We start from the raw sequence: 23583 nt of genomic DNA, 5'->3' as shown, positions 1-23583 counted from the left end.
GATGCAGACCTAGCAAGAACCTGCTGCGGAAGATGTAACCAACGGTCACGTGCGGTGCGCGTCTGCAACAGTGCAGATCGTCACTAACGACATGATGAACGCAACATACGACCCGCAGATATTATTCCGGTTCCGCAACAGGCGGCTGTCCTGAAACGGCGCGGCGTGACAGCGGGCCGGGCACTGTCGGGCCGTGGCTGAACCGCCCGGACTCCGTCGGGCCGGCGTCGTCATCATCCCAGGGCTCGGCCTCGACAGCATCCACGCGCGCCGCCGGTGGGCCCTGCCGCGAGGCATCCCGCAACCGTGCAAGCGCATCGGCAGGCCCCCGCAGCAGCGCCTCGACCCGCCCGTCCCCGAGATTGCGCACCCATCCCGAGAGCTCGAGGATCCGTGCTTCCTGCGCCAGCCACGCCCGGTAGCCGACGCCCTGCACCCGACCGGCGATCAGCCAGCGCTCGGTGATCGCGGCGATGTCCGTCATGCGTGTCCCCTCCTGGCCTTCCTGTCGGCTGAGCAGCAGGAAGCGCGCAGCCTCCCGCGTGTCGCGCAGCACGGCCGCATGGCGTTCCAGGGTCTCGTCGTCCGGGCCCCACTGCTCGAGCTGGTACTGCTCGTCGAGCAAAGCGAGCCGGACGGCCTCGGTCGCGTCCAGCGCGCCGTCCGCCACCGCCAGCCCGAGCACCAGGCTGCCGAGCGTCGGCACCAGCACGCCGAGCGCAGTCAATCCCGCATCGTCCTGCGCCTCGAGGGCCCGGGCGAGCGCCCCCACCGCGTCGGCCATGGGAGCCACCGGCATCACCCCGCCGACAACCGGCAGGCGGGCCGCGTGCCGGTTGGCGCACCAGTCCAGCCAGGGCTGCCACGCGGCCGCCTGGCACTCCACGAGTGCTTGCGGATCCCCTGCCCGGTAGCTCAGCAGGTCGCTCCCGGCATAGCCGAGCAGGGTCTCGATGACCGGCCGACGGTCAGGCGCCACACGCTGCTGCCGGGTCGCCGCCAGCCGGGTGAGCGCCAGGCTGTCCGGCCCGAACACCCCTCCGGGCGCACCACCGGCCTCCGACCATTCCTGGGCCACCGCGCGGGCCAGCATCTCTGACATCACCCGGAGCGGCTCCCCGCCAGCCACCCGCAGCGGCTGGCGATCCAGCATGATCCGGTAGCCGTCGCCGTCCGGTTCGTGCACCGCCTCACGCCACACCCGTCTCGTCACGGCTCCGGTCGATGCGTCGATCGCCGGGCCGGTCGCCCCGGTCAACGCAGCAGCCCGAGGCCGCGCAGGATGTCGAGCGGCTTCGGCAACTTGTGCGGCCGGTCCGCCGAATGGGCGTCTTCGGGCGGCGGCTGCGGTCCGGGATTGCCGAAGCGCGCCGCCGCGAGAGCCGGTCCGCACAGGTCGGGCGCCGGACCGCCGGGCCCGATGGTCAGCGCAAAACGACCGCCCGGAGCCGCCGGATCGAGTGCAGCCTGGGGATCGTCGAGGCGTCCGCCGACATGCACCGGCAGCGACGCCCCGGCCACGCCGATCGACAGCCGCGGCATCAGATGCAGGTCGAGCCGGCCATCCGCCAGCACCACCGTGCCATGGCCGCCGACATCGAGCCGCTTCGTCTGCAAGGCCAGCGGCGAGAGCGTAGCAATACCACCGGCTACCGACGCCGGCAGCGCCAGGCAGCGCAGCTCGGTATCGCCTCCGGACGGCATCCCCACCGACCGGCCGACCAGGCCGGCCAGCGACGCGTTCGCCACCGACCCATCCACCAGCGAGGCGCCGAACCGCCCGGACATGCTGCCGAGCAGCGCCTCCCGCGTCGGACCGGCCGCGTGCAGGTCCGCCACCAGCTCGAGCACGCCGTGCAGCACCGGTGGTCGGTCGGCCAGCGACGCCAGGGTCTCGGCCCGGATCATCGAGGGCTGCAGGGTCAGCGACACCTGGTCATCGGCCGCATTGGCCTGCAGCCGGCCGGCGATCGGACCGGCGGGACCCGTCACCGAGAACGGGACCAGGCTCAGCCGTCCATCCTGCACCGAGAGCCCGGCCTTCAGGTCGTGGTAGGTCTGCCGGCCCAGCATGACGTCATGCGCACCGAGCTGCACCGCCAGGTCGGCCAGCTTCAGCGCGTCGAACGGAACCACATGACTGCCTGCGTCGCCGGTCGCGTCGGACGGTCTTGCGACCGGTCCGGACGGTGCGATGGGGCGCGCACCTGTCTGCGGTGTCACCGCCGGTCCGCTGCTCCAGCCTGCCCGCAGCGCATCGACATCGACGTGGGTGGCATCGATCGAGGCGGTCAGCGTCGGATGTGCCCCCCCGAGCCAGCTGCCCGAGCCGGTCATGCCGACCTGGCGCGAGTCGAGCTTCACGCCGGACAGGGTGATCGGCTTGTCCTGCAGCAGCTGCAGGTGTCCCGACACCGCGAGATCGGTCAGGTCCGGGCCGCTCGCCAGCAGCTGCCGCAGCGAGGGCGCCCTCACCTCGAGCTGGAGGTCCGTGTTGTTGCGAGCAACGCTGCCGCGCAGTTGCGCCGAGGCCTTCCCCACCGTCATGGCCAGATCCAGGGTCGCCGGATCAACCGGAACGGTGTGGTCGTCCGCGCGGTGCGCCCAGCCCTGCCACCCGGCGAGGGTGCCGGCGGTGCCATGCAGGCTGAGCGGCTGGTCGCGCCAACGCCCATCCAGCGACACCGATACCGGCGACGTCCGGTCCCTGGCATCCACCGACAGCGATCCGACCACCAGCGACGCCAGCAACCGCCCGCCGCGGCCCCCGGCATGATCGGCAAGGCTGGCTGCCGGCAGACCCGACGCCCTGAAGGCCAGCGAGCCGAACTCCGGCTGCCCGTGAGGTGCGTCCGCACCTGCCGCATCGACCACATGCGTCCGCAGCGACACGCCTTGCGCCGCTGGCAGCTTCGCGTGCGGGAACAACGCGTTCAGCGCGTCGAGCCGGTCGGTGCCGGCATCCACGTCGAGCACGTAGCCGCGCTCGCGTGCGGGATCGGTGAAGCTGCCATCGACGGTCAGCCGCGCGATATCGTGCCCGTCCAGCTGCTCGGTCGCCGCCACATGCAGCGGCCAGGGCGTCCCGGCATCGACAGTGTTCTTCGGGTCGAGCCGGTCCAGCCTGCCGGTTCGGGCATCGATGAGGAACCCCGCCCCGCCATGCATGCCCGCGAGCGTGATCGCCGGATGGTCGCCGTCGAGGCCGCTGCCATCGCCGCGCAGACCCTCCGCGGCGCCGCTGGAACCGTGCAGCTCATCCTTCCAGGCGACACTGCCATCCAGCAGCCGCGCGCTGCCGACCTGGATCTGCCACGGTGCGGAGTGGCTGCCGACCGGCCCCGACGGCTCGCCCTCCGGACGGACCTGCTTGTGCAGCTGCCAGTTCGCCGTACCGTCCGGGCGACGTTCGAGCAGGATCGCCGGATGGTCGAGCGTCAGGCCCTCGAGGCGCAGCACGTGACCGAGCATCGGCAGCAGCGCCAGGTGGGCGTGCAGCCCATCCGCGGTCAGCATCTGCGGGCGCTGGCCGCCGTCCCAGTTGGCGAAGCTGACCTGGGTCGCGTCGAGCGTCGGCACCGGCAGCAACTGCACATGCAGGCTGCCCAGCGACAGCTGCCGGCCGGTCTGCCGCAGCACGTCGCGCTCGACGGATTGCCGCAGCTGCTCCGGATCGAGCCGCGACTGCACAAGCAGCGCCACACCCACCACGACCAGCACCAGAAGCAACACCAGCAGCAGGAGCGGACGGACCAGCCGGCGGAAACCGTTGCCGCGCGTGTCCGCCGTGGCCACCCCGCGTGAAATCGCCATGCGCGTCTAGCTCCGCCTCGCTGCCGGGGTCCCGCCCGCCTCGAAACCGAGGGTGCGGAAGGTCTCGCGCATGTGCGGCGACAGGTCGGCATGCACGATCAGCCGCCCGCCTGCAGGATGCGGCAGGTCCAGGGTGCGCGCATGCAGGTGCAGCTTGTCCTCGAAGCCGTCGAGATGCGCCGCCTCGCCGCCGTATTTCGGATCGCCCAGGATCGGCGTGCCCAGCGCCTCGCAATGCACGCGAAGCTGGTGCGTCCGCCCGGTCAGCGGCAGCAGTTCGAGCCAGGACATTTTCCGCGCCGCCGCGTCACGCACGACGTACTCGGTGATCGCGTACGCGGCATCCTCCTCGCCGCGGTCGGCGGCAATCGTGAGTGCGCCCGGCCCGGCACCCAGCCTCGCCAGCGGCATGTCGATCACCCCCTCGGTCGGGCTCGGACGACCCGCCACCACCGCCCAGTACAGCTTGCGGACATCGCGAGTGCGGAACGACGCTGCCAGCTTGGCCGCGGTGCCTGGCGTGCGGGCCAGCAGCAGCAGCCCGGAGGTGTCGCGATCGATCCGGTGCACCAGCCGCGGCCGGTGCTCGGAGCCGTCACGCAGCGCGTCCAGCATGCCGTCGACATGGCGGGTGATGCCCGGACCGCCCTGCACCGGCAGCCCCCACGGCTTGTTCAGCACGATCACCTGGTCGTCGCGATAGACCACCATGCGCTCGAGCTCGCGGGCGTCCTGCGGGTTCACCGTGGTGACGATCGGCGCCGGCTTCGAGGCGTTCGGGATCGGCGGCACGCGCACGACCTGGCCCGGCATCAGCCTGGTCGAGGTCTCACAGCGCTTGCCGTCCACCTTGACCTGGCCGGTGCGGCACAGCTTCTGCAGCGCCCCCTGCGTGAGATGCGGATAGTGACGACGGAACCAGCGATCCAGGCGGATCTCGGCTTCGTCCTCGGTGACGGGAAGATTGACGACGCTCATTCCGGAGGGCTCTCCCGCAGTCGCGCCCAGGTGTCCAGTCTTCGCGTCACCTCGCGCTCGTAGCCGCGCCCGGTCGGATTGTAGAACCGCTCGCGCTTCATGCCGTCCGGGAAGTAGTTCTGGCCGGAGAAACCCTCCTCGGTGTCGTGGTCGTAGGCGTAGCCCTGGCCGTAGCCGATCTCCTTCATCAGCTTGGTCGGCGCGTTCAGGATATGCGCCGGGGGCGCCAGGCTGCCGGTCGCCTTCGCCGCTCGCATCGCCGCACCATACGCCTTGTACACGGCGTTCGATTTCGGTGCGGTGCCGAGATAGACGACCAGTTGCGCCAATGCGAGCTCGCCCTCGGGACTGCCCAGCCGCTCGTAGGTCTCCCAGGCGGCGATCGCCTGCAGCTGGGCGTGCGGATCGGCGATGCCGATATCCTCGACGGCGAAGCGGGTCAGCCGGCGGGCGATGTAGCGCGGATCCTCGCCGCCGGTCAGCATGCGGGCGAACCAGTATAGCGCCGCATCCGGATCCGAGCCGCGCAGCGATTTGTGCAGCGCCGAGATGAGATTGTAGTGCTCCTCGCGATCCTTGTCGTACAGCGCCGCACGCTTCGCCAGCAGCGTCGACAGCGCCGCCGGGTCCAGCCGGGTCGGATCCTCGAGGCTGAGCAGCTGCTCGACCATGTTCAAAAGGTAACGCCCGTCGCCGTCCGCCATTGCCCTGAGCGTCCCCCGGCCATCGCTCGTGAGCGGCAGAGGATGGCCGGCTTCATGTTCGGCGCGGCCGAGCAGCGCCTCCAGCGCGTCGTCATCCAGCCGGCGCAGCACCAGCACCTGGCAGCGCGACAACAGCGCACCGTTCAGCGCGAAGGAGGGATTCTCGGTGGTCGCTCCGACCAGCACGACGGTCCCGTTCTCCACGACGGGCAGGAAACCGTCCTGCTGGACACGGTTGAAGCGGTGGATCTCGTCGACGAACAGCAGCGTCGCCTCGCCGGATGCCGCCAGCCGACGCGCCGCCTCGTCGAACGCGCGCTTGAGGTCGGCCACTCCCGAAAACACCGCCGAGAGCTGGGTGAAGCGCAGCCCCGCCCGCTCGGCGAGCAGACGCGCGATGGTGGTCTTGCCGACGCCGGGACCGCCCCACAGGATCAGGCTGGCGAGCGAGCCGCGCTCGAGCATCCGCCTGAGCGTGCCTTCCGGTCCGAGCAGATGCGGCTGCCCCACCACCTCGTCCAGGGTTGCCGGACGAAGACGGTCGGCAAGCGGTCGCGTGGCGGCGGCGGGTGACGTATCCACCGGGCTCGGGCCATCGTCATCCCCGAACAGGTCGGATACCGGTGCGGCTTTGTCACGGGTCTGCTTCATGCGGCTATCATAGAGCGTGCGGCGCCGGCCCGGAACTCGCACCCGGGAACTCGCACCCATGGACTTGCCCCCGTGGACTCGCCGGGGGTGCCGCCGCAGTACTCGCACCGCCTCGAAGGAGAGATGCATGCCGAACCCGCAGGATCTGTTGCCGTCTCGTCGCGTGGGCGCCGCCCTGGTGGCGTTGCTCGGCCTGGGTATCGGCCTGTGCGGGCGACCGACCGGCGCGGCAGCCCAGGTCCTTCCCGTCCCGCATGGCGGGCACGAGCACCCTCCGGCAATGACGGTGTCGCCGCGGACGCTGCATGCGGTCGCTCCCGCGCCTGCGCCCGCATCCACGGCGCCGGCCGCCCCGGCGCAGATCCCTGTCCCGGCCGCCGGGTCGCCGTCCGCCGCCACGCCGCTCGCGCCGTCCGAGGATCCGCTCGTCACGCCGGCACGCATGGTCGAGCATCCGGATCACATGCCGATGGAGAGCGTGGCCGTCGCCGGTCGCCGGCTGATCGCAGGTGGGCTGAATGGCGTGATCATCCTGTCCGACGACAACGGCGCGACCTGGCACCAGGTCGGCCTGCCGGTCAGCACCACCATCACCGGGATCAGCTTCACCAGCGACACCACCGGCTGGGCGATCGGCCATTCCGGCGCCGTCCTGCACACGCTCGATGGCGGCGAACACTGGACGCTGGTGTATGACGGCATGAGGGCGGCACAGGCGACGCTGGCTGCCGCACGCGCCGCCAATGCCGCCGACAGCGTGCGCTCCAGGAAGATCGATGCCGCGCAGAAGCTGATCGCCCGGGACAAGAGCCGCCCGTTCCTGCTCGTTCAGGCCGCCAGCACCGGCATCACCCGGCTGGTCGGCAGCGACAACCTGTCGGTCGAGACCGATGACGGCGGCCGCAACTGGCGCCCCTGGTCGGATGCGATCGACAATCCCGATGGCCTGCCGACCTACGGCATCGCCCAGCTGCACGGCATCACGGTGATCGATGGGGAGCGCGGGCTGCTGCTGGCGGGGCGCCCGGAGGACGGGCTGCGGGCGCTGAAATCACCGTTCGACGGGACATGGTTCGGCGTGATCGACGGCGGTGCCCAGGGTGTCGTGATCTTCGGCCAGCAGGGCCATGTCTACAGCGCCGATCTCGCAGGCGACTGGCAGCCGGGGCACGAGCTCGCCTGGCGCCGGATCATCGATCCCTCCACCAACACCCTGACCGCCGGCTTGCAACGCCAGGACGGCAGCGTGCTGCTCGCCGATACCTCGGGCGCCACCTGGTGGATCCACGGCAAGCCGGAGGATGCGCGGCTGGTCGCGGGGCCGGTCGGGGCGACCTTCCCGATCCTGGCGATGGTGGAGGCGATGGACCGGTCGCTGATCCTGGCCGGCCCCGGCGGCGTGGTGCGCATCCCGGCCCCACCCGCACCGGCGCCGGCCTCGCCCTGAGGCTCCGGGCTAGACGCTCCGGCCGCATGCCGAAATCGACTCGGCCGCTTAATGGACCCGCCCGTATGACGGAGCACCGAGCCCGGGGCAGCTGCACGGTGAATTGACCGCCAGCTGTTGCGGCGTCTGGCAGACATAGACGCCGGCGTAGCAGGTGTAGCCGTAGCCCGGTGCCGCGCCCGCGCTGCCGGTTGCGGGGACCTCGACCACGCATCCGCCAAGCATCAGCCCGGCCGAACCGAGCGCCAGCAGGCTGCGCACCAGGCGTCTCGCAGCCCTGCCCTGCGCCCGGCGACTTGCCGCATGGCCGCTTCTGCGGATTTGGTCGGTCATGATCCGGTTACTCCCTTGCGAGGATAATTGGTCCCGCCTTGCTGCCGCCCCAATCGCGGCCGCATCCTTGCCTCGCCAACACGAGCTGGAACACACGTTGAGCCTCACCGTTCCGCGACCGACATCGCTCCGCCCGGGCCCGCACCGGGTCCCGGCACCCAATCAAGCAACGGCTTTCCCGCCCACCCTGGCCGCACCGGTCTGGCGTCACCTCGAGCTGGTGCTGCCGCTCGTGCTGGTCTGCCTGGTGGCCCTGGTGGCCCGGCTGTATGGGCTGGATGGCAAGCCGTACTGGATGGACGAGATCACCACCCTGCGACGGTCCTCGCTCGGGCTGGGAGCCTTGGTGCGCGACTCCCTGTCGTTCCACCATCTGCCGCTGTATTTCGTGGTCACCTCCTGGTTCGTGCCGTTCGGACTCAATGAGAGCGTCATGCGGCTTCCGGCGGCGGTCTTCGGCGCGGCATCCTGCGGCGTGCTGTTCCTGCTCGGCCGCAGTCTCGGCGACTGGCGCAGTGGCCTGGCCGCCTCCCTGCTGCTGGCGCTCGCCCCGTTCCAGGTGCAGTACGGCCAGGAGGCGCGCTCCTACACGCTGGTGACGACGCTGATCCTGCTCGGGCTATGGGGGCTGGCGTTGCTCGCGCGCGATCCGGTTGCCGCGGCGGAACCTTTGCGTCGTCGGGGACCGGCACGGACCGCCTGGTTGCTCTACGGGATCGGCACCGCGGGCGCGCTCGACACCCTCAGCGTTGCCAATTTCTGGTTCCTCGCCGCCAACCTCGGAGCCGCCTTCATCGCATTCCGCTCGGCCTCGGTGCGCCGGAGCTTCGTGCGCAACTGGATCGTCGTGCAGCTGCTGGTGCTGTCGGTATACCTGCCGTTCCTCGCCGGCATGGTGGTGTTCACCCACGGCAACATGGGTTCCGGCCTCGACTGGGTGCCGCCGCTCAGCCTGCGCAACGTCTGGACCACGCTGCAGACCGTGTATCTGATGCGGATCTCCAGCCTGATCGCGTTCCGGATCTTCCCGAGCCACCTCGGCATGCTCGGGCTGCAATGGTTCGGCTGGATCGTGGCGGCGCTGGCGCTGACCGGCCTCGTCTCCGGCGTCCGGCGTGGACTGGTCGGTGGCGTGATCGCGATCGGCCTGTTCACCTTGCCGATCGGCCTGGCCGCGTCCGCCGTGGTCTCCTCGATCTGGATGCCGCGCTACCTGCTCTGGAGCGGTCCGGTGTTCTTCCTGCTGGCCGGGCTCGGGCTGGTCCGGCTGCCGGAGCGCCTGCGCACGCCTGGACTGGCGCTGCTCGCGGTGCTCGGCGTGGTGAACCTGCTGCCGTACTACCAGACCGAGACCAAGCCGCTGTGGAACCAGGCTGCCGCGGAACTGCTGCAGGACCGCCAGGATGGCGACCTGCTGATCACCGACGATCCCGGCACGGTGAACATGATGAACGTGTATCTCGCCCGCACCGGCCATGCGCTGAAGCCGGGCGATTGGACCACCGATGTCGCGGAGGCCAAGGCGCGTCACGCTGCCGGGGCGCGTGTCTGGGCGGTGCACGGCACGGTCGGCCAGAACGATCCCTACCAGCTGGGCAGCTTCCTGGAGACGCTGGCGCCACTCGGCCCGGTCGCGTCGGCGCATCAGGTCGGGATCGACATCACCATGCTGCTGTTCGCCCCCGACGGGACCTGAGGCGTAAAGCGTTCGGGCTAGCCGTCTGCAGCGATCGAGCGGCCGGCGGCCCGGTCAGGCCGGCCGCAGCGGGTCTGGCTCGACCGGCGCATCAAGCCGCATCAGCGGTCCACCGCCATCGTGCCCGGCGGCCAGGGCCACCCGGATGGACCGGTCGAGCACGTCGCGGAGCATGATCGCCTCGCCGGGGGTCATCTCGATGCACGGGCCGTTGGTCCGCAGGAACACCGCCCCAGGTGCCGGCGTGATGATGACGCTTTGTGGCTTGGCCAGCTTCTCGTCCTCGATGACGTCCAGGCTTTGCCGTATAACGATTTTATGACGCTTTGTCCATTGCAGAACATCACCGCCCGGCTCGGATGTCCCGATGCGTCGGTGTCAACCTGCCCGCGTCCACACGGTCTGCGCGTTGACGAACTCCCGGATGCCGAAGTGCGAGAGCTCGCGCCCATAGCCGCTGTTCTTGACCCCACCCACCGGTGTGCGCGGGTTGGACGCGGTGAAGCCGTTGATGAACACGCCGCCGGTCTCGAGCCGCCTGGCGATCCGCGCCGCCTTCCCGGTATCCGCCGTCCAGAGGTTGCCGCTCAGGCCGTAGTCGCTGGCGTTGGCAAGCTCGATCGCGTGCTCGGTGTCGCGTGCCAGCACCAGGGCGGCCACCGGCCCGAACACCTCCTCGTCGAACGCGGCCATCCCCGGCGTCACGTCACCCAGCACCGTCGGCTCGTAGAAGAAACCCGGCCCGTCGATCATGTGTCCGCCCGCCAGCAGCCGGGCCCCCGCCGCCACCGATCGCGCCACCTGGTCGTGCACGCCGTCGCGAAGGTCGGCGCGGGCGATCGGGCCGATCGTGCTGGCCTCGTCGGTCGGGTCGCCGGCCTTGATCCCACGCACGGCGTCCAGGAACAGCGTGGTGAACCGCTCGGCGATCGGCGCCTCGAGGATCAGCCGCTTCGCCGCCAGGCACACCTGGCCGGCATTGGCGAAGCGCCCGGCGATGGCGAATTTCACCGCCTGCTCGATATCGGCGTCCGCCAGTACGATGAACGGGTCGGCGCCGCCGAGCTCGAGCACCGATTTCTTGAGGTGCTTCCCGGCGATCGCAGCCACCGCGGCACCGGCGCGCATGCTGCCGGTGAGTGTCACGGCCGCGATCCGCCGGTCGGCGATGACAGCCTCGATCGCGTCCGTGCCGACGTTCAGAACCGAGAACACCCCGTGCGGCAGGCCCGCCTGCTCCCACATCTCCTGCATGAGGTATGCGCAAGCCATGACGTTGGGCGCGTGCTTCAGCATGAAGCCGTTCCCGGACAACATGATCGGCACTGCCGCGCGGATCGTCTGCCAGAACGGGAAATTCCACGGCATGATGCCGAGCACGGTGCCGATCGGCAGGTACGAGACATGCACCTGGTCGTCGCCCTCGACGCCGACCGGCTCGTCCGCCAGCATCGCCGGACCATGCTCGCCGAACCACGCGGCGGTGGCGGCACATTTCTCGATTTCGGCCGCCGCCTCCTTAAGCGTCTTGCCCATCTCGGCGGTGATCACCGCGGCCACCGCGTCGCGGCGCTCGCGCATGATCGCGGCCAGCCGGCCATACACCGCCGCCCGTCGCCCGACCGGCACGTCGCGCCACGCGCGAAACGCGCGATCGGCATCCGCGAGCAATTGTCCAACCGCCGCGACATCCTGGAACGCGAAGCGCTGGATGTCCTCGCCCGTGGCGGGATTGCGCGAGATCGCAGCCTGATCCGACATGCAAGGCGTCTCCTTGTTTAACGACGTCTGACGTCCGACGCACGTCTGCGTTCACGCAGAAGCGTCGGCGATGCAAATGGACGTGTCCGACGCTGGGCTTCAGGCATGCGCCTCACCAGCTTGACGACCACGCGCTCTACCTGCTCCGGCTGCCGGGGCGATTGCCATCACCCGCCCGAAAGGTCACCCACGTGCCCCGAAGCGACAGCCGGACCAAGCCCGTCAACAGGGGCATCCCGGCGCCGAGCCTGCTGCTCGTGTTCATCCCCATCATCCTCGTGATCCTGGGACTGTGCGTCACCATACCCTATCTCGAAACGCCGCTGCCGCCGATGGCGATGGAGGCGGCGGTGGGTGGCCCCTTCGAATTGCGGGACGGGTCCGGCCAGGTGGTCACGGACCGAAGCTGGCCCGGCAAGTTCCTGCTGATCTATTTCGGCTACACCCACTGCCCGTCGGTCTGCCCGACCACGCTCGCCAATATCGGCGGCGCGCTCGACAGCATCGGCAAGACGGCCGACCGGGTGCAGCCGCTGTTCATCACCATCGATCCGGCCCGCGACACCTCCAAGGTGGTCGCCGAGTATGCGCAGATGTTCTGGCCGCGACTGGTCGGGCTGACCGGAACCTCGTCGCAGATCGCGCAGGCGGCGAAGGAATACGACATCTATTACGCGCCGCATCGCGACAGCCCGACCGGCAGCGACTACTCCATGGATCACACCTCGGTGGTCTATCTGGTGGCGCCGGACGGCCGGATCGCCGCAACCATCGATGCCAGCAGGAAAGCCCCGCAGATGGCAGCCTCGATCACCAGCGCCATGAACGCGACCAGGTCGCCTGCATGAACCGGACACGTGCTGCCGTTCTGCTGACCGGCCTTCTCCTGTCCCCCGCAGCACTCGCGGATGCGCCGGGAGTTTCCGTGCAGGACGCGTGGTCCCGCGCGACGATGTCGACGGACACCGGCGGCGTCTATTTGACCATCGTCAACCACGGCGCCGCGGACGATGTATTGGGCGTCGCAACGCCGATCGCCAGCACGGTGCAGCTGCACACGATGACGATGACCGGCAACGTCATGCAGATGCGCCCGGTCGCCCACCTGCCGATCCAGGCCGGACAGACCATCCAGCTCGACCCGAACGGCATCCACATCATGCTGACCGGCATGGCCCACCCGCTGCATCGCGGCGAGACCTTCCCGATCACCGTGCGGTTCCGTCATGCCGGCGCGGTCACCACCACCGTGCGTGTCGCCGGACCGGGCGCCATGAGCCCGGCCGCGTCGACGCCGGCGCCGGGGATGTCGCCGGGCATGAACATGAACATGCGCATGCCGATCACGCACGGCGGCTAGAGCGTCATCCGATCGGCCGTGCTTACCGATCGGATAGGGATGCTGGCCGGACCGATGAGCCAGCGGTTTCTTCCGGACAATCGCGATCGGGAACGCCCTGGTCTCACATCGGCATGTGACCCATCCCGCCCGGCGGATCCGGAGCGGGCAGCGGTTGCTGCCGGATGGTGTCGATCGCGGCTTTCGTCCGCGCAACCAGGTCTCCGGGCGGGCTCTCCGGGGGCAGCATCTCGCGCAACGATCCCCGTGCGTCGATCAGGAACTGAGTCCCCGGGAGCGTGGTCCGATTGACGCCGAGAAGGATGGCGTAGGCCTGCAGGATGGTCTCGTCGTCGGCGATGCAGGTGGTGGCGTCGGGACGCGCCGCCGGGTCGGAGGTCACCCGGACCGTCACCAGCCCCGCCGCGGTGACATCCGGCGCCTGCCCGATGACCAGTCGCACGATCGTGCCGCGCAGGTCGGAGAGCGTCTTCACGGCACCTCCGGCACACGTCGCCTGCCATGACGGCGCCCGCACCGGCATCGGCCTGCGCCCCGCGGCGCGCCGGGCTGACCCGATGTTTCGCGCCCGGATGAAGTCGATCAGCGCCCAGCGATCGTCGGGCGATCGTGACGCGAAGCCGGGCATCGCCATCCCGCCATCGGGTGCCGCGATCCCGTGCGTCAGCACCCAGAACAGCGCGCCGTCGGTGTAGGTCCAGAGGTGGCTGGTGTTCAGGTCGGCGGCCGTCGGCGGCGCCGGGACCGGTTCGCTGCCGCCATAGCCGCCGTCGCCGTGGCATGACTCGCACGCCTGGCGGTAAAGGCCGGCACCCTGCACGATGCTTGGGGCCGAGAAGCCGGTTGGCGAATGGTAGAAGCTGGTGGGTGATGCCGGTATGAAGAGCGGGCCGAGCCCCGGCACTGCCAGCACCGTGATCACCAGGGCGGCAAACTGCACCGCCGCCCGTCGCCACCCTGCCCCGAGCAGCGCCACCACCGCAAGAATGATGGCCGCCGCAAGTGCGATGACGGCGCGCCAGACCTCGCGGGCGAGTCTGGCATCGGCATCGACCCTCAGCAGGCTGAACTGCCGGCTGAACGGCCAGACCGGCTGCTCGTGCATCCCCGGCGCCAGGCTGGACAGCACGCCCGCGGCCAGCAGCACGGCCAGGCCGAAGCCGCTCTGCACGCCGACGCTGGCAACCAGTCGCCGTCGCGCCTGCTCCGGGTCGCCTGCCATCAGTGCCGGTGCCAACCGGTAGCGGTTGAGGCACGCGAACCCGAGCAGTGCTCCGAAGATCAGCAGCTTGATGCAGGCGATCCAGCCATAGGCGGTACCGAGCAGCGCCGGGATCGAGCCGACCAGCACCCAGGCCTGGAAGCCGGCGGTGATCGCCACCAGACCGACGCACCATTTCCCCAGGACCGAGAACGAGCGTGCGGCGGTGGCGCCGGCGCGTGGTGGCGTGATCCTGACCGCGAGCAGGAACGGCAGCAGCCCGCCGAGCCACGCCCCGCCGGCCAGCAGATGCATCGCGTTCGACAGCAGCAGCAGGCTCGGGCCGTGCTCCATCGACATCGCGTGACCATGTCCGGCCTGCAGCAGCAGCGCCGCGGTCGCCAGGATCAGTGCAACCGTCCGCCGGATCGGCGCATCCCCGCGACCGAGCGTGGACAACGCCGCCACGAGAGCCGCCGCCTGCAACGCGAGGATATGGCCGAAGCTGGTCGAGACCAGGACCGTCGGCACCGCATCGACCGTCTGGCCGAGGCTGTCCGCATCGGCCATCAGCCCGGCCTGGATCACCAGCCAGCCGGCACCTGCCAGCAGCGCCAGGGCCAGGCTTGCCCGGATCAGCGCGAGCATGCGGCGGTCGAGTGCTGCCTGCGCCTCGGGCGGCGTCAACGAACGGGCCCGCCTGAGCACCAGCGTCCAGAACAGCAGCGCCCCGAACGCCGAGAACAATGCGGCGTCGAACAGCCCCCGGACCACCGCGAGCCAGCCCCCGCCGGTGATCTCGAAGCTCGGCGCGGCGCCGTCAAACACGGGCGCGGGCTGCGACCATCAGGGTGCCACGGTGAAGGCGAACGTGCCCTGGGTGTGATGGGTATCGGTGGCGGTCACGTGCCAGCTCACCTCGTAGCGCCCGGGCGCCAGCGGCTTCAGCCCGACCGCCAGGTGGGTGTCGCCCTGCTGCAGATGCACCTGGCCGTCATCGACCCGCGCGCCCTGCGCATCGGTGACGGTGATGCGGCTGAATTTCGGCTCGACAGCTTCGGTGAAGTTGATCAGGACCTCGGTGGGCGCGGTCCTGATGGTGCTGCCGACGGCCGGCGTCGCGGTCGTCGGGAAGGCGTGGGCGGAGGCGGCCAATGGCGCCGCGATGATGACGACGGCGCACAACATGCTGGCCGTGCCGGGACGCTTGCTCATGACGATGTCCTCAGGGATGCAGGAACTCATGGATCAGTCGAAGATCGGCTTGCCGAGGCTGTGCGGCAGCAGGTCGTCGAGGAAGACATGCACCAGGGCGACGGCGCCGACATTGGTGCCGGCCGCCTTGTTCACCGGGATCAGCGCCTCGACGCCGAGTTCGCCCCAGCCCGCCAGGTAGATCACCCCCGGCGCCACCGTCCATGTGGTGCCCTGGGTGCTGGGCGAGGAGGCGGGCGAGGTCCAGTCCAGCTCGACCACCGGGATCATGTTGGCGAGGAAGCCCGGCAATTTGTAATCGTGCACCTGCGTTTGCAGGTACGGGATGCTGTACTGGAGCGAGAGCGAGCCGGACCAGGCGTTGTTGTTGCCGGTGTTGAACTGGCTGACCACGCCCGCACTGGAGGCCGCGTCGGCGTTCGGGTTCACGGGCGTGGATACCTTCAGCCCCTTGTCGGCGATCGTGTAGGACAGCTCGCCGGTCACCGCGAACGGCTTCAGGACGCTCCCGGGCAGATCGCCGAAGCCCTTGCCGAAATAGAAATTCGGCGTGGTCGAGCCGTAATGGTCGGCGCCGATATGGACGGTGCCGGATCCGCCGAGCTCACGGGTGATGCCGAGCGAAACGACGAGCTCGTGGTCGGCATTGGTGATCGCCTGCCACTTGCCGGTGATGAACAAATTCTCGAACCCGGCCTCGGTCTTCGAGCCGTTGGTCTGGATCACGTCGTAGCCGTCATTGAGGATCAGCGCGGTGTTCTCGGTGATCGTCTTGTCGAACTCGAAGCCGTAATCGAACTCGTGCGACGGGCCGGTGCCGCCATCGGCGCCGCTCCGGGAGAAGGTGAAGGCCGGGGCCGAAATCTCGTCGCCGACCCCCGGGTCGTCGAAGGTCAGGGTGACGGGAAATACGCGTGCGCCGGCGACGACATGCGCCCACGCGTCAGGGGACAGGGCCAGCAACCCGGCACAGCCGAAGGTCGCTGCAGCAAGAACTCGGTTCATCAGGGGGAGAATCCTGGCGGGAGAAAAGCCGAGGCGCCGGGCATGATGCCGGCGCCGGATCGTCGTTCTCAGGCCAGGTCGGGAGGGTCCCGGGCACGCCATGCCCATGCGGTGGCGGCGGGCGGGGCACGCGCCGGTGGCAGCAAGATCCTTTCGCCGCCGATCGGCAGGCGTGGCGGTGGCAGTCCGCTACCGGGAAGCAGGATGACCGCCGGGAGCTCGAGCGCCAGGTCCAGCGGTCGTGCAGCGTGCAGCGGGTGGTGCCGGTGCGCCGGAGGCGTCTGGGTCGTCGTCCCGCTCATGCAGAGCACTGTCGCAGCATCGACACGCGACAGGGCGGCGGCATCCGAGCGGTCCGGCAACACCAGCGAACTGACGGCGAGCTGGCCGACAAGTGCCACCACCGCGAACAGCGCCCGCAGCAACGGCACTGAAACGCGCATGGAGGGGGCGTCGGACGACATCGCGCGGACGATACCAGAACGCATCAGCGTGCCAACCCGGATCGGCCCGGCGCCACGGCGCATCGCATGCCGCAAGCGTGACCGGGCGCCTGCCTGGCCGCCTGGCCGCGGGACCATCCGGTGGATTTTCGGGGGCTCGGTGTTGTCCTATGCTCCTCTTGTGAGCATCCCTTGTCCCGATGAGTTCGTCCGCTCGAGGCTCCGACCGATCCGGGCGGCGGTCACGGTGATGGCGCCTTCCGACCGGAGCCCACGGGTGAGCGGCGAGCCGGACGGCGGGAGGCTCGCGGCATCGGCTGCGACGCGTGCGCCATCGGCCGCGTTTGGACCACACGGGCGGCGACACGCCCCGCCTGCGGCGCAATCCGCCACCCCTGTCGCGGCGTTGCCGCATGCCACGACATTGTGGAAAATACGTCCCTGCCTTCGAGGACTTCCAGCATGACGACAGCAGATCCCGTCACCATCTCGCCTCGTGGTGTCGATGCCGCCACCATCCGGCAGGCCGATGCCGTGGCGCGGCACTGGAGCAGCCCGCATCAGGGCCGGCTCGTGCCGGGCAGCGAGGCGCACAAGCAGGCGATGTGCCGGATGTTCCACGAGACCTTCAATCCGTACAAGCCGTCTGTGATCGACTGGCCGAAGCTGGATCAGGCCACCCTCGCCCGCATCGTCGCCCTGCCGATCTGGGATATCGCGGTGCAGACCGAAGGCAAGGCACGGATGCGCATGGCCGCCTACGCCGCCACCATCCGCGATCCTGAGATGCGCGACACCATCGCCCGCAACGGCTGGGAGGAGAACCGCCACAAGGAGGTGTTGTCCAAGCTGGTCGCGGCCTACGACATCCCGCTTGCCCCGGAGCCGCCCTATATCGAGCCGCGCGATCCGGAATGGGCCTACATGGTCACCGGCTTTTCTGAGTGCATCGACAGCTTCTTCGCGTTCGGGCTGTTCGCGATGGCGCACCGCTCCGGCATCTTCCCGCCCGAGCTGATCGACACCTTCGAGCCGGTGATGCAGGAGGAGTGCCGGCACATCCTGCTGTTCGCGAACTGGCTCGCCTGGCATCGCCGCACCATGCCGATCTGGCGGCGGCCGTGGTTCGAGTTGCGTGTGGCGGCAGTCTGGGTGTTTCTCGGCTGGGAGCGCATCGGGTTGGCCAAGTCGATGGACGCGGACGGCAAGGAAGTTGCCCAGGACAACAACTTCACCGTCAACGGGACGAAGGCGGTGGCAGACGTGGAGATGAGCGTGCCCGAGCTGATGGCGCTGTGCCTGTCCGAGAATGACCGCCGTTTCGCCGGCTACGACCGCCGGCTGTTGCGCCCGACCACGATGCCGAGCCTGGTGCGGTTCGCGCTGCGCTTCATGCGGCGGAAACGCCGGTCCTCGAGCCAGGCGGTGCCGGCATGAACGCCGTGACGCCCCGGCTCAAGGCCGGTTCGGAGGAGCACAAGGCGTTCTTCTGCAAGCAGTTCATCGACACCTACCAGGATTATGACCCGGAAACCCTGCCCTGGCCGGAACTGACGGAGGTCGAGCTCGCCCGCCTGCGCGGGGTGCCGTTCTGGCAAGAGGTCTATCACACCGAGCGGCGGGCCGGCGCGATCGTGGACGCGTTCACGCCCCAGGTGACGGACCCTGTGGTGCGCGAGGCGGTGGCGCTGCAGGGCCTCGAGGAACGCCGCCACGCCGACCTGATCCGGGTGATGATCGAGCGCTACGGGATCGACGCGCACCAGCAGCCGATGGAGGCGTTCCCGGCCGATCTGGAAACCGCGTTCATCGATTTCGGCTTCGGCGAGTGTCTCGATGCGTTCCTTGGTTTCGGCGCCTTCAAGACTGCGCGCGAGTCGAAATTCCTGCCGGAGGGCATGTTCGACATCTTCGACGTGCTGATGTTCGAGGAGACGCGGCACATCGTCTTCTTCATCAATTACATGGCCTGGCGGGAAAAAGGCCGTGGCCTCGGCGCTGCCCGTCGTGCGCTGAAATCGACCCGGTTCTACAGCCGCGCCGGCAAGCGGCTGTTCGGGATGGTGAAGCGTGGACAGGAGCCGAATGATGGCAAGGATTTCGCCGTCACCCAGGCCAACATGTTCCTCGACGGCTTCTCGTTCCGCGGCTTCGTCGAGGACTGCTACCGCGAGAATGCCCGCCGCATGAGCGCCTTCGATCCCGAGCTGATGCAGCCCAGGCTGTTGCCTGCAATGGCGGATCTTGCGGTCAAGGGCCTTCGGGTGTGGGACCGGGCTCGGCCGCATCTGCGCAGCACACCGCGTCCGTGAAAGTCGGCTCCAGCCTGCTGGCCGGGCTGGGGCTGATGCTGGTGCTGGCTGCGTCGCGGGCGAGCGCCGCGCCGGCGCCGATCTGTACCGCGTCCAGCCTCACCGCGGTCGCTCCCGCCCTGGTGCTGACCGACCCGTGGATCCGGACGATCCTGCCCAGCCTGCCGGCAAGCGGCTACTTCACGCTGGCGAACCAGACCGACCAGGATGCGACCCTCATCGGTGCGTCCTCGCCTGGCTGCGGCATGCTGATGCTGAACCGCACCGAGCGCCACGGCGACAATGACGCGATGGTGGATGTCGATGCGGTCACGATCCCGGCGCATGGCAGCGTGTCCTTCGCGCCGGGCGGCTATCACCTGATGTGCATGGATGCGGCCGCCTCCATGCAGCCGGGGAGCAGGATCCTCATCACCCTGAGGTTCAAGGACGGGCAGCGCCTCAGCCAGCTCTTCCCGGTTCGCGATGCGAGAGGCCGCTGAACCCTCCCCCGATGCACCCGCAGCCCTCCCGCTGCCGGGGCGATGATCCTGGTCGGCTGCCGGGCCTTCGTGGCGGCTGCGGCACGGCGCGGACCAGCATACGGGTGCGCTGCCGGCAACCAGTCCGCGTCCGGTCGCATCTCTGTTCCTGACCACGCGCGTCGGGCTCCGTCGTATTCCCGCACTCCGGAATTGGCTCGGTCGGCGGCAGCCGGTTAGGATGGCGGCAGGCTGGACGGAGCCGCAGGCCCCTGCCAGCCAAGGACGAAGGAGGCAGATGCGTGGCCCGGCGACGCGACGACGAGCGACGTGCAGCGATCCGTCAGCGCGACCGCCGGGGGATGGCCGCGGCCATTTTTGGAGTATTGGTCCTGCTGGCTTGTGCTGCCGGCTTCCGATCGCTGCTGGCATCGGTGTCGTCCGTCTCCGTGGGTGGCCCCTTCACGCTTGTCGATGATCAAGGACGCACGCGCCACGGCGACAGCTTCCGCGGCCGCTACATGCTGATCTTCTTCGGCTATGCGAATTGCACCGACGTGTGCCCGCAGACCCTGACCGAGATGTCCGAGGCGCTGGGCACCGTCGATCCGGACGCACGGCGGATCCAGCCGCTCTTCATCACCATCGACCCCACGCATGACACGCCGCAACGGCTGCGCGCCTACACCGCGGCGTTCTCGCCGACCCTGATCGGCCTGACCGGAACGCCTTCCGAACTGGGGGCCGTCGAACGCCGGTTCCACGTCGTGGTCGAGCCGGATGCCTCCAACGGCCGGGACGGTTTCGACCATAGCGCGTTGATCTATCTGGTTGGGCCCGACGGGCAATTCATAGCGCCTTTCCCGGCGGCTTCAGGCCGCACGGTCCTGCAGGCAGCACTCCGCCGCTACGTGCCGGCATCTGCCGACCGCCGAAGCTGACGCGGGGTGTGTGCCGATCGGGAAAGATCAGGTGGAAACCTATAGTTGAGTGATCCAGCCAGCATCGTAAGCGATCGATCTCGACACGTTGACGCGGAGGCTTGGGGATGATCGGCGGAAGAGGCTCTGGCCCCCATTCTTATTCCAAGGTTCGAGTTCTCAAGACCGTTCCGGTGTGGCAGCGTCTGGTCCGTGTCATGCCAACGCACCCCAAGGGAGCACGTCATGTCGATCATCAGGAAGACGTTCATGCTCCTTGCGGTCTCCGCAGTGATCGTCGGGCTCTCGCTGGCTTGGTTGGGCACCTTCCCTCGGTGGCTGGCGGGGGAGGCCAGCAGCGGGCAGATGGTCAAGCTTTCGGTCCTCTCGTCCTTCGGATTGGTTTCGCTTTCCCGGGCCGCCACAATGTTCCGGAAGCAACGCTCGACAAGCTGACTTGCCCGTATGCAGTTGACGACTACACGCTGACATCCGCTTCCGTTTCTGGTCTATCCGTAAGCGAACGGCATCAGCACCTTGACATGCTACCGCTGGATCCAGAGCATTAAGGATGCGCCGCCTTGTCTTGTAGCGAAGCTTCCAGTCAATCCCGCCTTGTCGCCGTAAAATCGTGATCGCGGAGATAACTTGGGATTTGGTCATGTCGAACGACATGCCCTTTATTGAAGGCTGCTATAGGCTCAAGGGGAGCCTTGGCAGGTAGTAACGGCGTTCAAGTGCGAGAGAGTATTACAGGTTGAAGTTCGTGATGGACTGACCTGGAAGAGCGGCGTCACCGGAATGAATGTGATATTTCCGGAAGCCGCGGTCATGAACTCCAGTGTCCTGCTCGAACTGATATCCTCCTATCTAGGGATCGACAATTGGCTGGAGGTTACAGGGCCTGACTCGATGGCGCTTCGTTAGGAGGCGGCAACGGCTGCTTGCTGCGGATCTCCGGTGTAACCCGCTTGACCTGACCAGGGCAGCAGGTCATCGAGAGGGCTTGCCTGATGGCCGTTGACCATCATCGTCAGGCTGTCGCGCAACCATGCAAAAGGCTCAAGGCCATTGAGCCTGGCGTCTCGACCAAGGGACGCCACGATCGCCCAGCGGCCAGCACCACCCTCGCTGCCAGCGAACAAGCTATTCTTACGGCCCAGGGCAATCGGTCGGATCGCCCGCTCGACCGGGTTCGTGTCCAGGTCGATGCGCCCATCATCCAGGAACCGGGCCAGCGCGGACCATCACCCCAGCGCGTAGCGGATCGCCTCGGCCAGGCGCGAGCGACCCGGCAGACGCGAGAGCTGCAGGTTCAGCCAGGCCTGGAGAGCCTCGACCAGCGGCCTGGTGTGTTTCTGGCGAACCTGTAGCCGCTCGTCCGGCGGCCGCCCCCGGATCGTCGCCTCGATCTCGTAGAGCTCGCCGATCCGCTGTACCGCCTCGGTGGCGATCGGCGAGCCCGCCTCGTGAAGCTCGAAGAACTTCCGCCGGGCATGGGCCCAGCACGCGGCAGGGGTGACGGTGCCCTTGTCCGCCAACGCCTCGAACCCGGCATAGCCGTCCACCGGCCGCCTTCATCGAGGCGTGGAAGCATGCCCAGGTCGATGCGTCAGCCGGACGCGCCGCGGTTGGCAGCGAATTGCTGAAAGTCGAGCGCAAGCTCAAGGGACTGATCGATGCGATCTCGGATGGCTTCCGCGCGGCCGGGCTGCAGGATCAGCTGACGACGCTGGAGACCCGTCGGCTCGAGCTCTCCGTCAAGCTGGAAGCAGCTGGCAATATAGCTGCGATGCTGCAGCTAGCCAGATCGTCGGAGCGTACAACGCAAAGCAGCGGCGTCTCCCTTTCGGGAGACGCCGCTTTCGAGCTTGGTGTGTGTTCGCCGAAGGTGGTTGCGGGGACAGGATTTGAACCTGTGACCTTCAGGTTATGAGCCTGACGAGCTACCGGGCTGCTCCACCCCGCGTGGGTGATGGTGTTGTGTGGTGTGTTGGAAGACCTGGCGGCGACCGACTTTCCCGCGTCTTAAGACGCAGTATCATAGGCGCTGGGGGTTTTCACGGCCGAGTTCGGGATGGGATCGGGTGGATCATTCCCCGCCATGGCCACCAGGTCGTCCAGCACACCCGGGTGAGCCGGTGTGTAGGACGTGTGGGGTTGGTGCGTGCGTTTGTATGTGTGTGTGGTGTCGTTGTGGTGTTGTGGATGATTTCTATGCATGTGGTTTTGGCTCGTTTGACGGAGCCGGATGTGGTTTGAGCCTATTGGGCGATTAGGACCAGTTAGCTGAGCGCATTACTGCGCGTATACATCTGGCCTATCAACGTGATGGTCTATCACGGCCCTCGGGGAGACCTGGTTTTGAGGTAAGTTTCTCGCTTAGATGCTTTCAGCGATTATCTCGTCCGCACGTAGCTACCCGGCCATGCCGCTGGCGCGACAACCGGTGCACCAGAGGTGCGTCCATCCCGGTCCTCTCGTACTAGGGACAGCTCCTCTCAAGTCTCCAACACCCACGGCAGATAGGGACCGAACTGTCTCACGACGTTCTAAACCCAGCTCACGTACCACTTTAATCGGCGAACAGCCGAACCCTTGGGACCTGCTCCAGCCCCAGGATGTGATGAGCCGACATCGAGGTGCCAAACCTCCCCGTCGATGTGGACTCTTGGGGGAGATCAGCCTGTTATCCCTAGAGTACCTTTTATCCGTTGAGCGATGGCCCTTCCACGCGGGACCACCGGATCACTATGGCCGACTTTCGTCTCTGCTCGAACTGTCGCTCTCGCAGTCAGGCGGGCTTATGCCATTGCACTCAGCAGCCGATGTCCGACCGGCCTGAGCCCACCATCGCGCGCCTCCGTTACACTTTGGGAGGCGACCGCCCCAGTCAAACTGCCCACCATGCAGGGTCCCGGACCGGGCTGACCGGTCGCGGTTAGACATCAGAAAAATTCAGGGTGGTATTTCAAGGATGGCTCCACCTGAGCTGGCGCCCCGGCTTCAAAGCCTCCCACCTATCCTACACAGCATTTTCCTGATGCCACTGCAAAGCTACAGTAAAGGTTCATAGGGTCTTTCCGTCTGACCGCGGGTACCCCGCATCTTCACGGGGAATTCAATTTCGCTGAGCCGATGCTGGAGACAGCGGGGAAGTCGTTACGCCATTCGTGCAGGTCGGAACTTACCCGACAAGGAATTTCGCTACCTTAGGACCGTTATAGTTACGGCCGCCGTTTACCGGGGCTTCAATTCAGTGCTTGCACACCTCCTCTTAACC

Annotated in this window: 20 protein-coding genes, 1 tRNA gene, 2 rRNA genes and 1 pseudogene (1 of these 24 running past the window's edge); 9 read left to right on the top strand and 15 right to left on the bottom strand. The window is 68.1% G+C overall.

The window, feature by feature from the left end; genetic code table 11:
- Window positions 1-121 precede the first annotated feature (121 nt).
- The 4 genes from ACOEQ2_RS00725 to ACOEQ2_RS00710 are packed head-to-tail and all read right to left on the bottom strand — an operon-like array spanning window position 122 to window position 6146.
- Window positions 122-1258: an ATP12 family protein gene (locus ACOEQ2_RS00725; protein ID WP_419729487.1), complete on the bottom strand. Its 1137-nt coding sequence runs from the start codon at window positions 1256-1258 to the stop codon at window positions 122-124.
- Window positions 1255-3813: an AsmA family protein gene (locus ACOEQ2_RS00720; RefSeq protein WP_419729486.1), complete on the bottom strand. Its 2559-nt coding sequence runs from the start codon at window positions 3811-3813 to the stop codon at window positions 1255-1257. Before ACOEQ2_RS00720 ends, ACOEQ2_RS00725 begins: the two co-directional genes overlap by 4 nt.
- 6 nt (window positions 3814-3819) lie before the next feature.
- Window positions 3820-4791, bottom strand: coding sequence for an RluA family pseudouridine synthase (locus tag ACOEQ2_RS00715; RefSeq protein ID WP_419729485.1), 972 nt, complete (start codon window positions 4789-4791; stop codon window positions 3820-3822).
- Window positions 4788-6146: a replication-associated recombination protein A gene (locus ACOEQ2_RS00710; protein ID WP_419729484.1), complete on the bottom strand. Its 1359-nt coding sequence runs from the start codon at window positions 6144-6146 to the stop codon at window positions 4788-4790. Before ACOEQ2_RS00710 ends, ACOEQ2_RS00715 begins: the two co-directional genes overlap by 4 nt.
- 127 nt (window positions 6147-6273) lie before the next feature.
- On the opposite strand from ACOEQ2_RS00710, the gene ACOEQ2_RS00705 reads away from it, so the two are divergent.
- On the top strand, window positions 6274-7593 hold the full coding sequence (locus tag ACOEQ2_RS00705) for a WD40/YVTN/BNR-like repeat-containing protein (protein WP_419729483.1): 1320 nt from the start codon (window positions 6274-6276) through the stop codon (window positions 7591-7593).
- Between the two features lie 48 nt (window positions 7594-7641).
- On the opposite strand, the gene ACOEQ2_RS00700 is transcribed toward ACOEQ2_RS00705, so the two are convergent.
- Window positions 7642-7926: a hypothetical protein gene (locus ACOEQ2_RS00700; protein ID WP_419729482.1), complete on the bottom strand. Its 285-nt coding sequence runs from the start codon at window positions 7924-7926 to the stop codon at window positions 7642-7644.
- Window positions 7927-8023: 97 nt separating this feature from the next.
- Here ACOEQ2_RS00700 and ACOEQ2_RS00695 point away from each other — a divergent pair, with 97 nt between their 5' ends.
- The gene (locus ACOEQ2_RS00695) at window positions 8024-9622 is read left to right on the top strand and encodes a glycosyltransferase family 39 protein (RefSeq protein ID WP_419729481.1); all 1599 of its coding nucleotides are present in this window, start codon (window positions 8024-8026) and stop codon (window positions 9620-9622) included.
- A 54-nt stretch (window positions 9623-9676) separates the two neighbouring features.
- Here ACOEQ2_RS00695 and ACOEQ2_RS00690 read toward each other — a convergent pair whose 3' ends face one another.
- Together ACOEQ2_RS00690 and ACOEQ2_RS00685 are read right to left on the bottom strand one after the other, a co-directional pair.
- Entirely contained in the window at window positions 9677-9850 is a 174-nt protein-coding gene (locus ACOEQ2_RS00690) for a hypothetical protein (RefSeq protein ID WP_419729480.1), read from the bottom strand.
- A 150-nt stretch (window positions 9851-10000) separates the two neighbouring features.
- Window positions 10001-11383 (bottom strand): NAD-dependent succinate-semialdehyde dehydrogenase, encoded by a 1383-nt coding sequence (locus ACOEQ2_RS00685; protein ID WP_419729479.1) that lies wholly within the window; start codon window positions 11381-11383, stop codon window positions 10001-10003.
- Window positions 11384-11574: 191 nt separating this feature from the next.
- Here ACOEQ2_RS00685 and ACOEQ2_RS00680 point away from each other — a divergent pair, with 191 nt between their 5' ends.
- On the top strand, window positions 11575-12231 hold the full coding sequence (locus ACOEQ2_RS00680; protein ID WP_419729478.1) for an SCO family protein: 657 nt from the start codon (window positions 11575-11577) through the stop codon (window positions 12229-12231).
- A complete protein-coding gene (locus ACOEQ2_RS00675; RefSeq protein ID WP_419729477.1) occupies window positions 12228-12743 on the top strand; it encodes a copper chaperone PCu(A)C in 516 nt (171 codons plus the stop codon). Before ACOEQ2_RS00680 ends, ACOEQ2_RS00675 begins: the two co-directional genes overlap by 4 nt.
- A gap of 103 nt (window positions 12744-12846) precedes the next feature.
- Here ACOEQ2_RS00675 and ACOEQ2_RS00670 read toward each other — a convergent pair whose 3' ends face one another.
- The 4 genes from ACOEQ2_RS00670 to ACOEQ2_RS00655 form a co-directional block, all read right to left on the bottom strand.
- The gene (locus ACOEQ2_RS00670; RefSeq protein ID WP_419729476.1) at window positions 12847-14772 is read right to left on the bottom strand and encodes a CopD family protein; all 1926 of its coding nucleotides are present in this window, start codon (window positions 14770-14772) and stop codon (window positions 12847-12849) included.
- An 18-nt stretch (window positions 14773-14790) separates the two neighbouring features.
- Entirely contained in the window at window positions 14791-15159 is a 369-nt protein-coding gene (locus tag ACOEQ2_RS00665) for a copper resistance CopC family protein (protein ID WP_419729475.1), read from the bottom strand.
- A 33-nt stretch (window positions 15160-15192) separates the two neighbouring features.
- Window positions 15193-16164: a hypothetical protein gene (locus ACOEQ2_RS00660; protein WP_419729474.1), complete on the bottom strand. Its 972-nt coding sequence runs from the start codon at window positions 16162-16164 to the stop codon at window positions 15193-15195.
- 68 nt (window positions 16165-16232) lie between these two features.
- On the bottom strand, window positions 16233-16607 hold the full coding sequence (locus ACOEQ2_RS00655) for a hypothetical protein (protein ID WP_419729473.1): 375 nt from the start codon (window positions 16605-16607) through the stop codon (window positions 16233-16235).
- 462 nt (window positions 16608-17069) lie between these two features.
- Between ACOEQ2_RS00655 and ACOEQ2_RS00650 the strand changes: the two genes are divergently transcribed.
- The 5 genes from ACOEQ2_RS00650 to ACOEQ2_RS00630 all read left to right on the top strand — a co-directional run bounded on the left by ACOEQ2_RS00650 (window position 17070) and on the right by ACOEQ2_RS00630 (window position 20756).
- The gene (locus ACOEQ2_RS00650; RefSeq protein ID WP_419729472.1) at window positions 17070-18044 is read left to right on the top strand and encodes a ferritin-like domain-containing protein; all 975 of its coding nucleotides are present in this window, start codon (window positions 17070-17072) and stop codon (window positions 18042-18044) included.
- A complete protein-coding gene (locus ACOEQ2_RS00645) occupies window positions 18041-18919 on the top strand; it encodes a hypothetical protein (RefSeq protein ID WP_419729471.1) in 879 nt (292 codons plus the stop codon). Before ACOEQ2_RS00650 ends, ACOEQ2_RS00645 begins: the two co-directional genes overlap by 4 nt.
- On the top strand, window positions 18916-19401 hold the full coding sequence (locus ACOEQ2_RS00640) for a copper chaperone PCu(A)C (RefSeq protein WP_419729470.1): 486 nt from the start codon (window positions 18916-18918) through the stop codon (window positions 19399-19401). Before ACOEQ2_RS00645 ends, ACOEQ2_RS00640 begins: the two co-directional genes overlap by 4 nt.
- A gap of 413 nt (window positions 19402-19814) precedes the next feature.
- Window positions 19815-20321, top strand: a complete 507-nt coding sequence (locus tag ACOEQ2_RS00635; protein WP_419729469.1) for an SCO family protein — start codon at window positions 19815-19817, stop codon at window positions 20319-20321.
- Between the two features lie 225 nt (window positions 20322-20546).
- On the top strand, window positions 20547-20756 hold the full coding sequence (locus tag ACOEQ2_RS00630; protein WP_419729468.1) for a hypothetical protein: 210 nt from the start codon (window positions 20547-20549) through the stop codon (window positions 20754-20756).
- 467 nt (window positions 20757-21223) lie between these two features.
- Here the strand turns inward: ACOEQ2_RS00630 and tnpC are convergent.
- The 4 genes and pseudogenes from tnpC to ACOEQ2_RS00610 all read right to left on the bottom strand — a co-directional run.
- A pseudogene (tnpC, locus tag ACOEQ2_RS00625) lies at window positions 21224-21868 on the bottom strand (IS66 family transposase); the annotation flags it as partial.
- A gap of 324 nt (window positions 21869-22192) precedes the next feature.
- A tRNA-Met gene (locus ACOEQ2_RS00620) sits at window positions 22193-22269 on the bottom strand.
- Window positions 22270-22300: 31 nt separating this feature from the next.
- Window positions 22301-22416 (bottom strand): 5S ribosomal RNA (gene rrf / locus ACOEQ2_RS00615).
- A gap of 138 nt (window positions 22417-22554) precedes the next feature.
- Window positions 22555-23583, bottom strand: a 23S ribosomal RNA gene (locus ACOEQ2_RS00610) (it continues 1714 nt past the right edge of the window).

Origin of the sequence: Lichenicola sp. (assembly GCF_965198575.1) — a bacterium.
Lineage (GTDB): Bacteria > Pseudomonadota > Alphaproteobacteria > Acetobacterales > Acetobacteraceae > Lichenicola.
The sequence above is the reverse complement of the archived record's forward strand: the minus strand, read 5'-3'. Positions and strand labels throughout refer to the sequence as shown.

What these genes read in the sequence shown, in the direction of transcription:
- ACOEQ2_RS00685 (WP_419729479.1), bottom strand. Translation starts at nt 11,383, where the DNA reads ATGTCGGATCAGGCTGCGATCTCGCGCAATCCCGCCACGGGCGAGGAC.
- ACOEQ2_RS00710 (WP_419729484.1), bottom strand. Translation starts at nt 6,146, where the DNA reads ATGAAGCAGACCCGTGACAAAGCCGCACCGGTATCCGACCTGTTCGGG.
- ACOEQ2_RS00630 (WP_419729468.1), top strand. Translation starts at nt 20,547, where the DNA reads ATGTCGATCATCAGGAAGACGTTCATGCTCCTTGCGGTCTCCGCAGTG.
- ACOEQ2_RS00645 (WP_419729471.1), top strand. Translation starts at nt 18,041, where the DNA reads ATGAACGCCGTGACGCCCCGGCTCAAGGCCGGTTCGGAGGAGCACAAG.
- ACOEQ2_RS00655 (WP_419729473.1), bottom strand. Translation starts at nt 16,607, where the DNA reads ATGCGCGTTTCAGTGCCGTTGCTGCGGGCGCTGTTCGCGGTGGTGGCA.
- ACOEQ2_RS00665 (WP_419729475.1), bottom strand. Translation starts at nt 15,159, where the DNA reads ATGAGCAAGCGTCCCGGCACGGCCAGCATGTTGTGCGCCGTCGTCATC.
- ACOEQ2_RS00720 (WP_419729486.1), bottom strand. Translation starts at nt 3,813, where the DNA reads ATGGCGATTTCACGCGGGGTGGCCACGGCGGACACGCGCGGCAACGGT.
- ACOEQ2_RS00675 (WP_419729477.1), top strand. Translation starts at nt 12,228, where the DNA reads ATGAACCGGACACGTGCTGCCGTTCTGCTGACCGGCCTTCTCCTGTCC.
- ACOEQ2_RS00650 (WP_419729472.1), top strand. Translation starts at nt 17,070, where the DNA reads ATGACGACAGCAGATCCCGTCACCATCTCGCCTCGTGGTGTCGATGCC.
- ACOEQ2_RS00705 (WP_419729483.1), top strand. Translation starts at nt 6,274, where the DNA reads ATGCCGAACCCGCAGGATCTGTTGCCGTCTCGTCGCGTGGGCGCCGCC.
- ACOEQ2_RS00700 (WP_419729482.1), bottom strand. Translation starts at nt 7,926, where the DNA reads ATGACCGACCAAATCCGCAGAAGCGGCCATGCGGCAAGTCGCCGGGCG.
- ACOEQ2_RS00715 (WP_419729485.1), bottom strand. Translation starts at nt 4,791, where the DNA reads ATGAGCGTCGTCAATCTTCCCGTCACCGAGGACGAAGCCGAGATCCGC.
- ACOEQ2_RS00660 (WP_419729474.1), bottom strand. Translation starts at nt 16,164, where the DNA reads ATGAACCGAGTTCTTGCTGCAGCGACCTTCGGCTGTGCCGGGTTGCTG.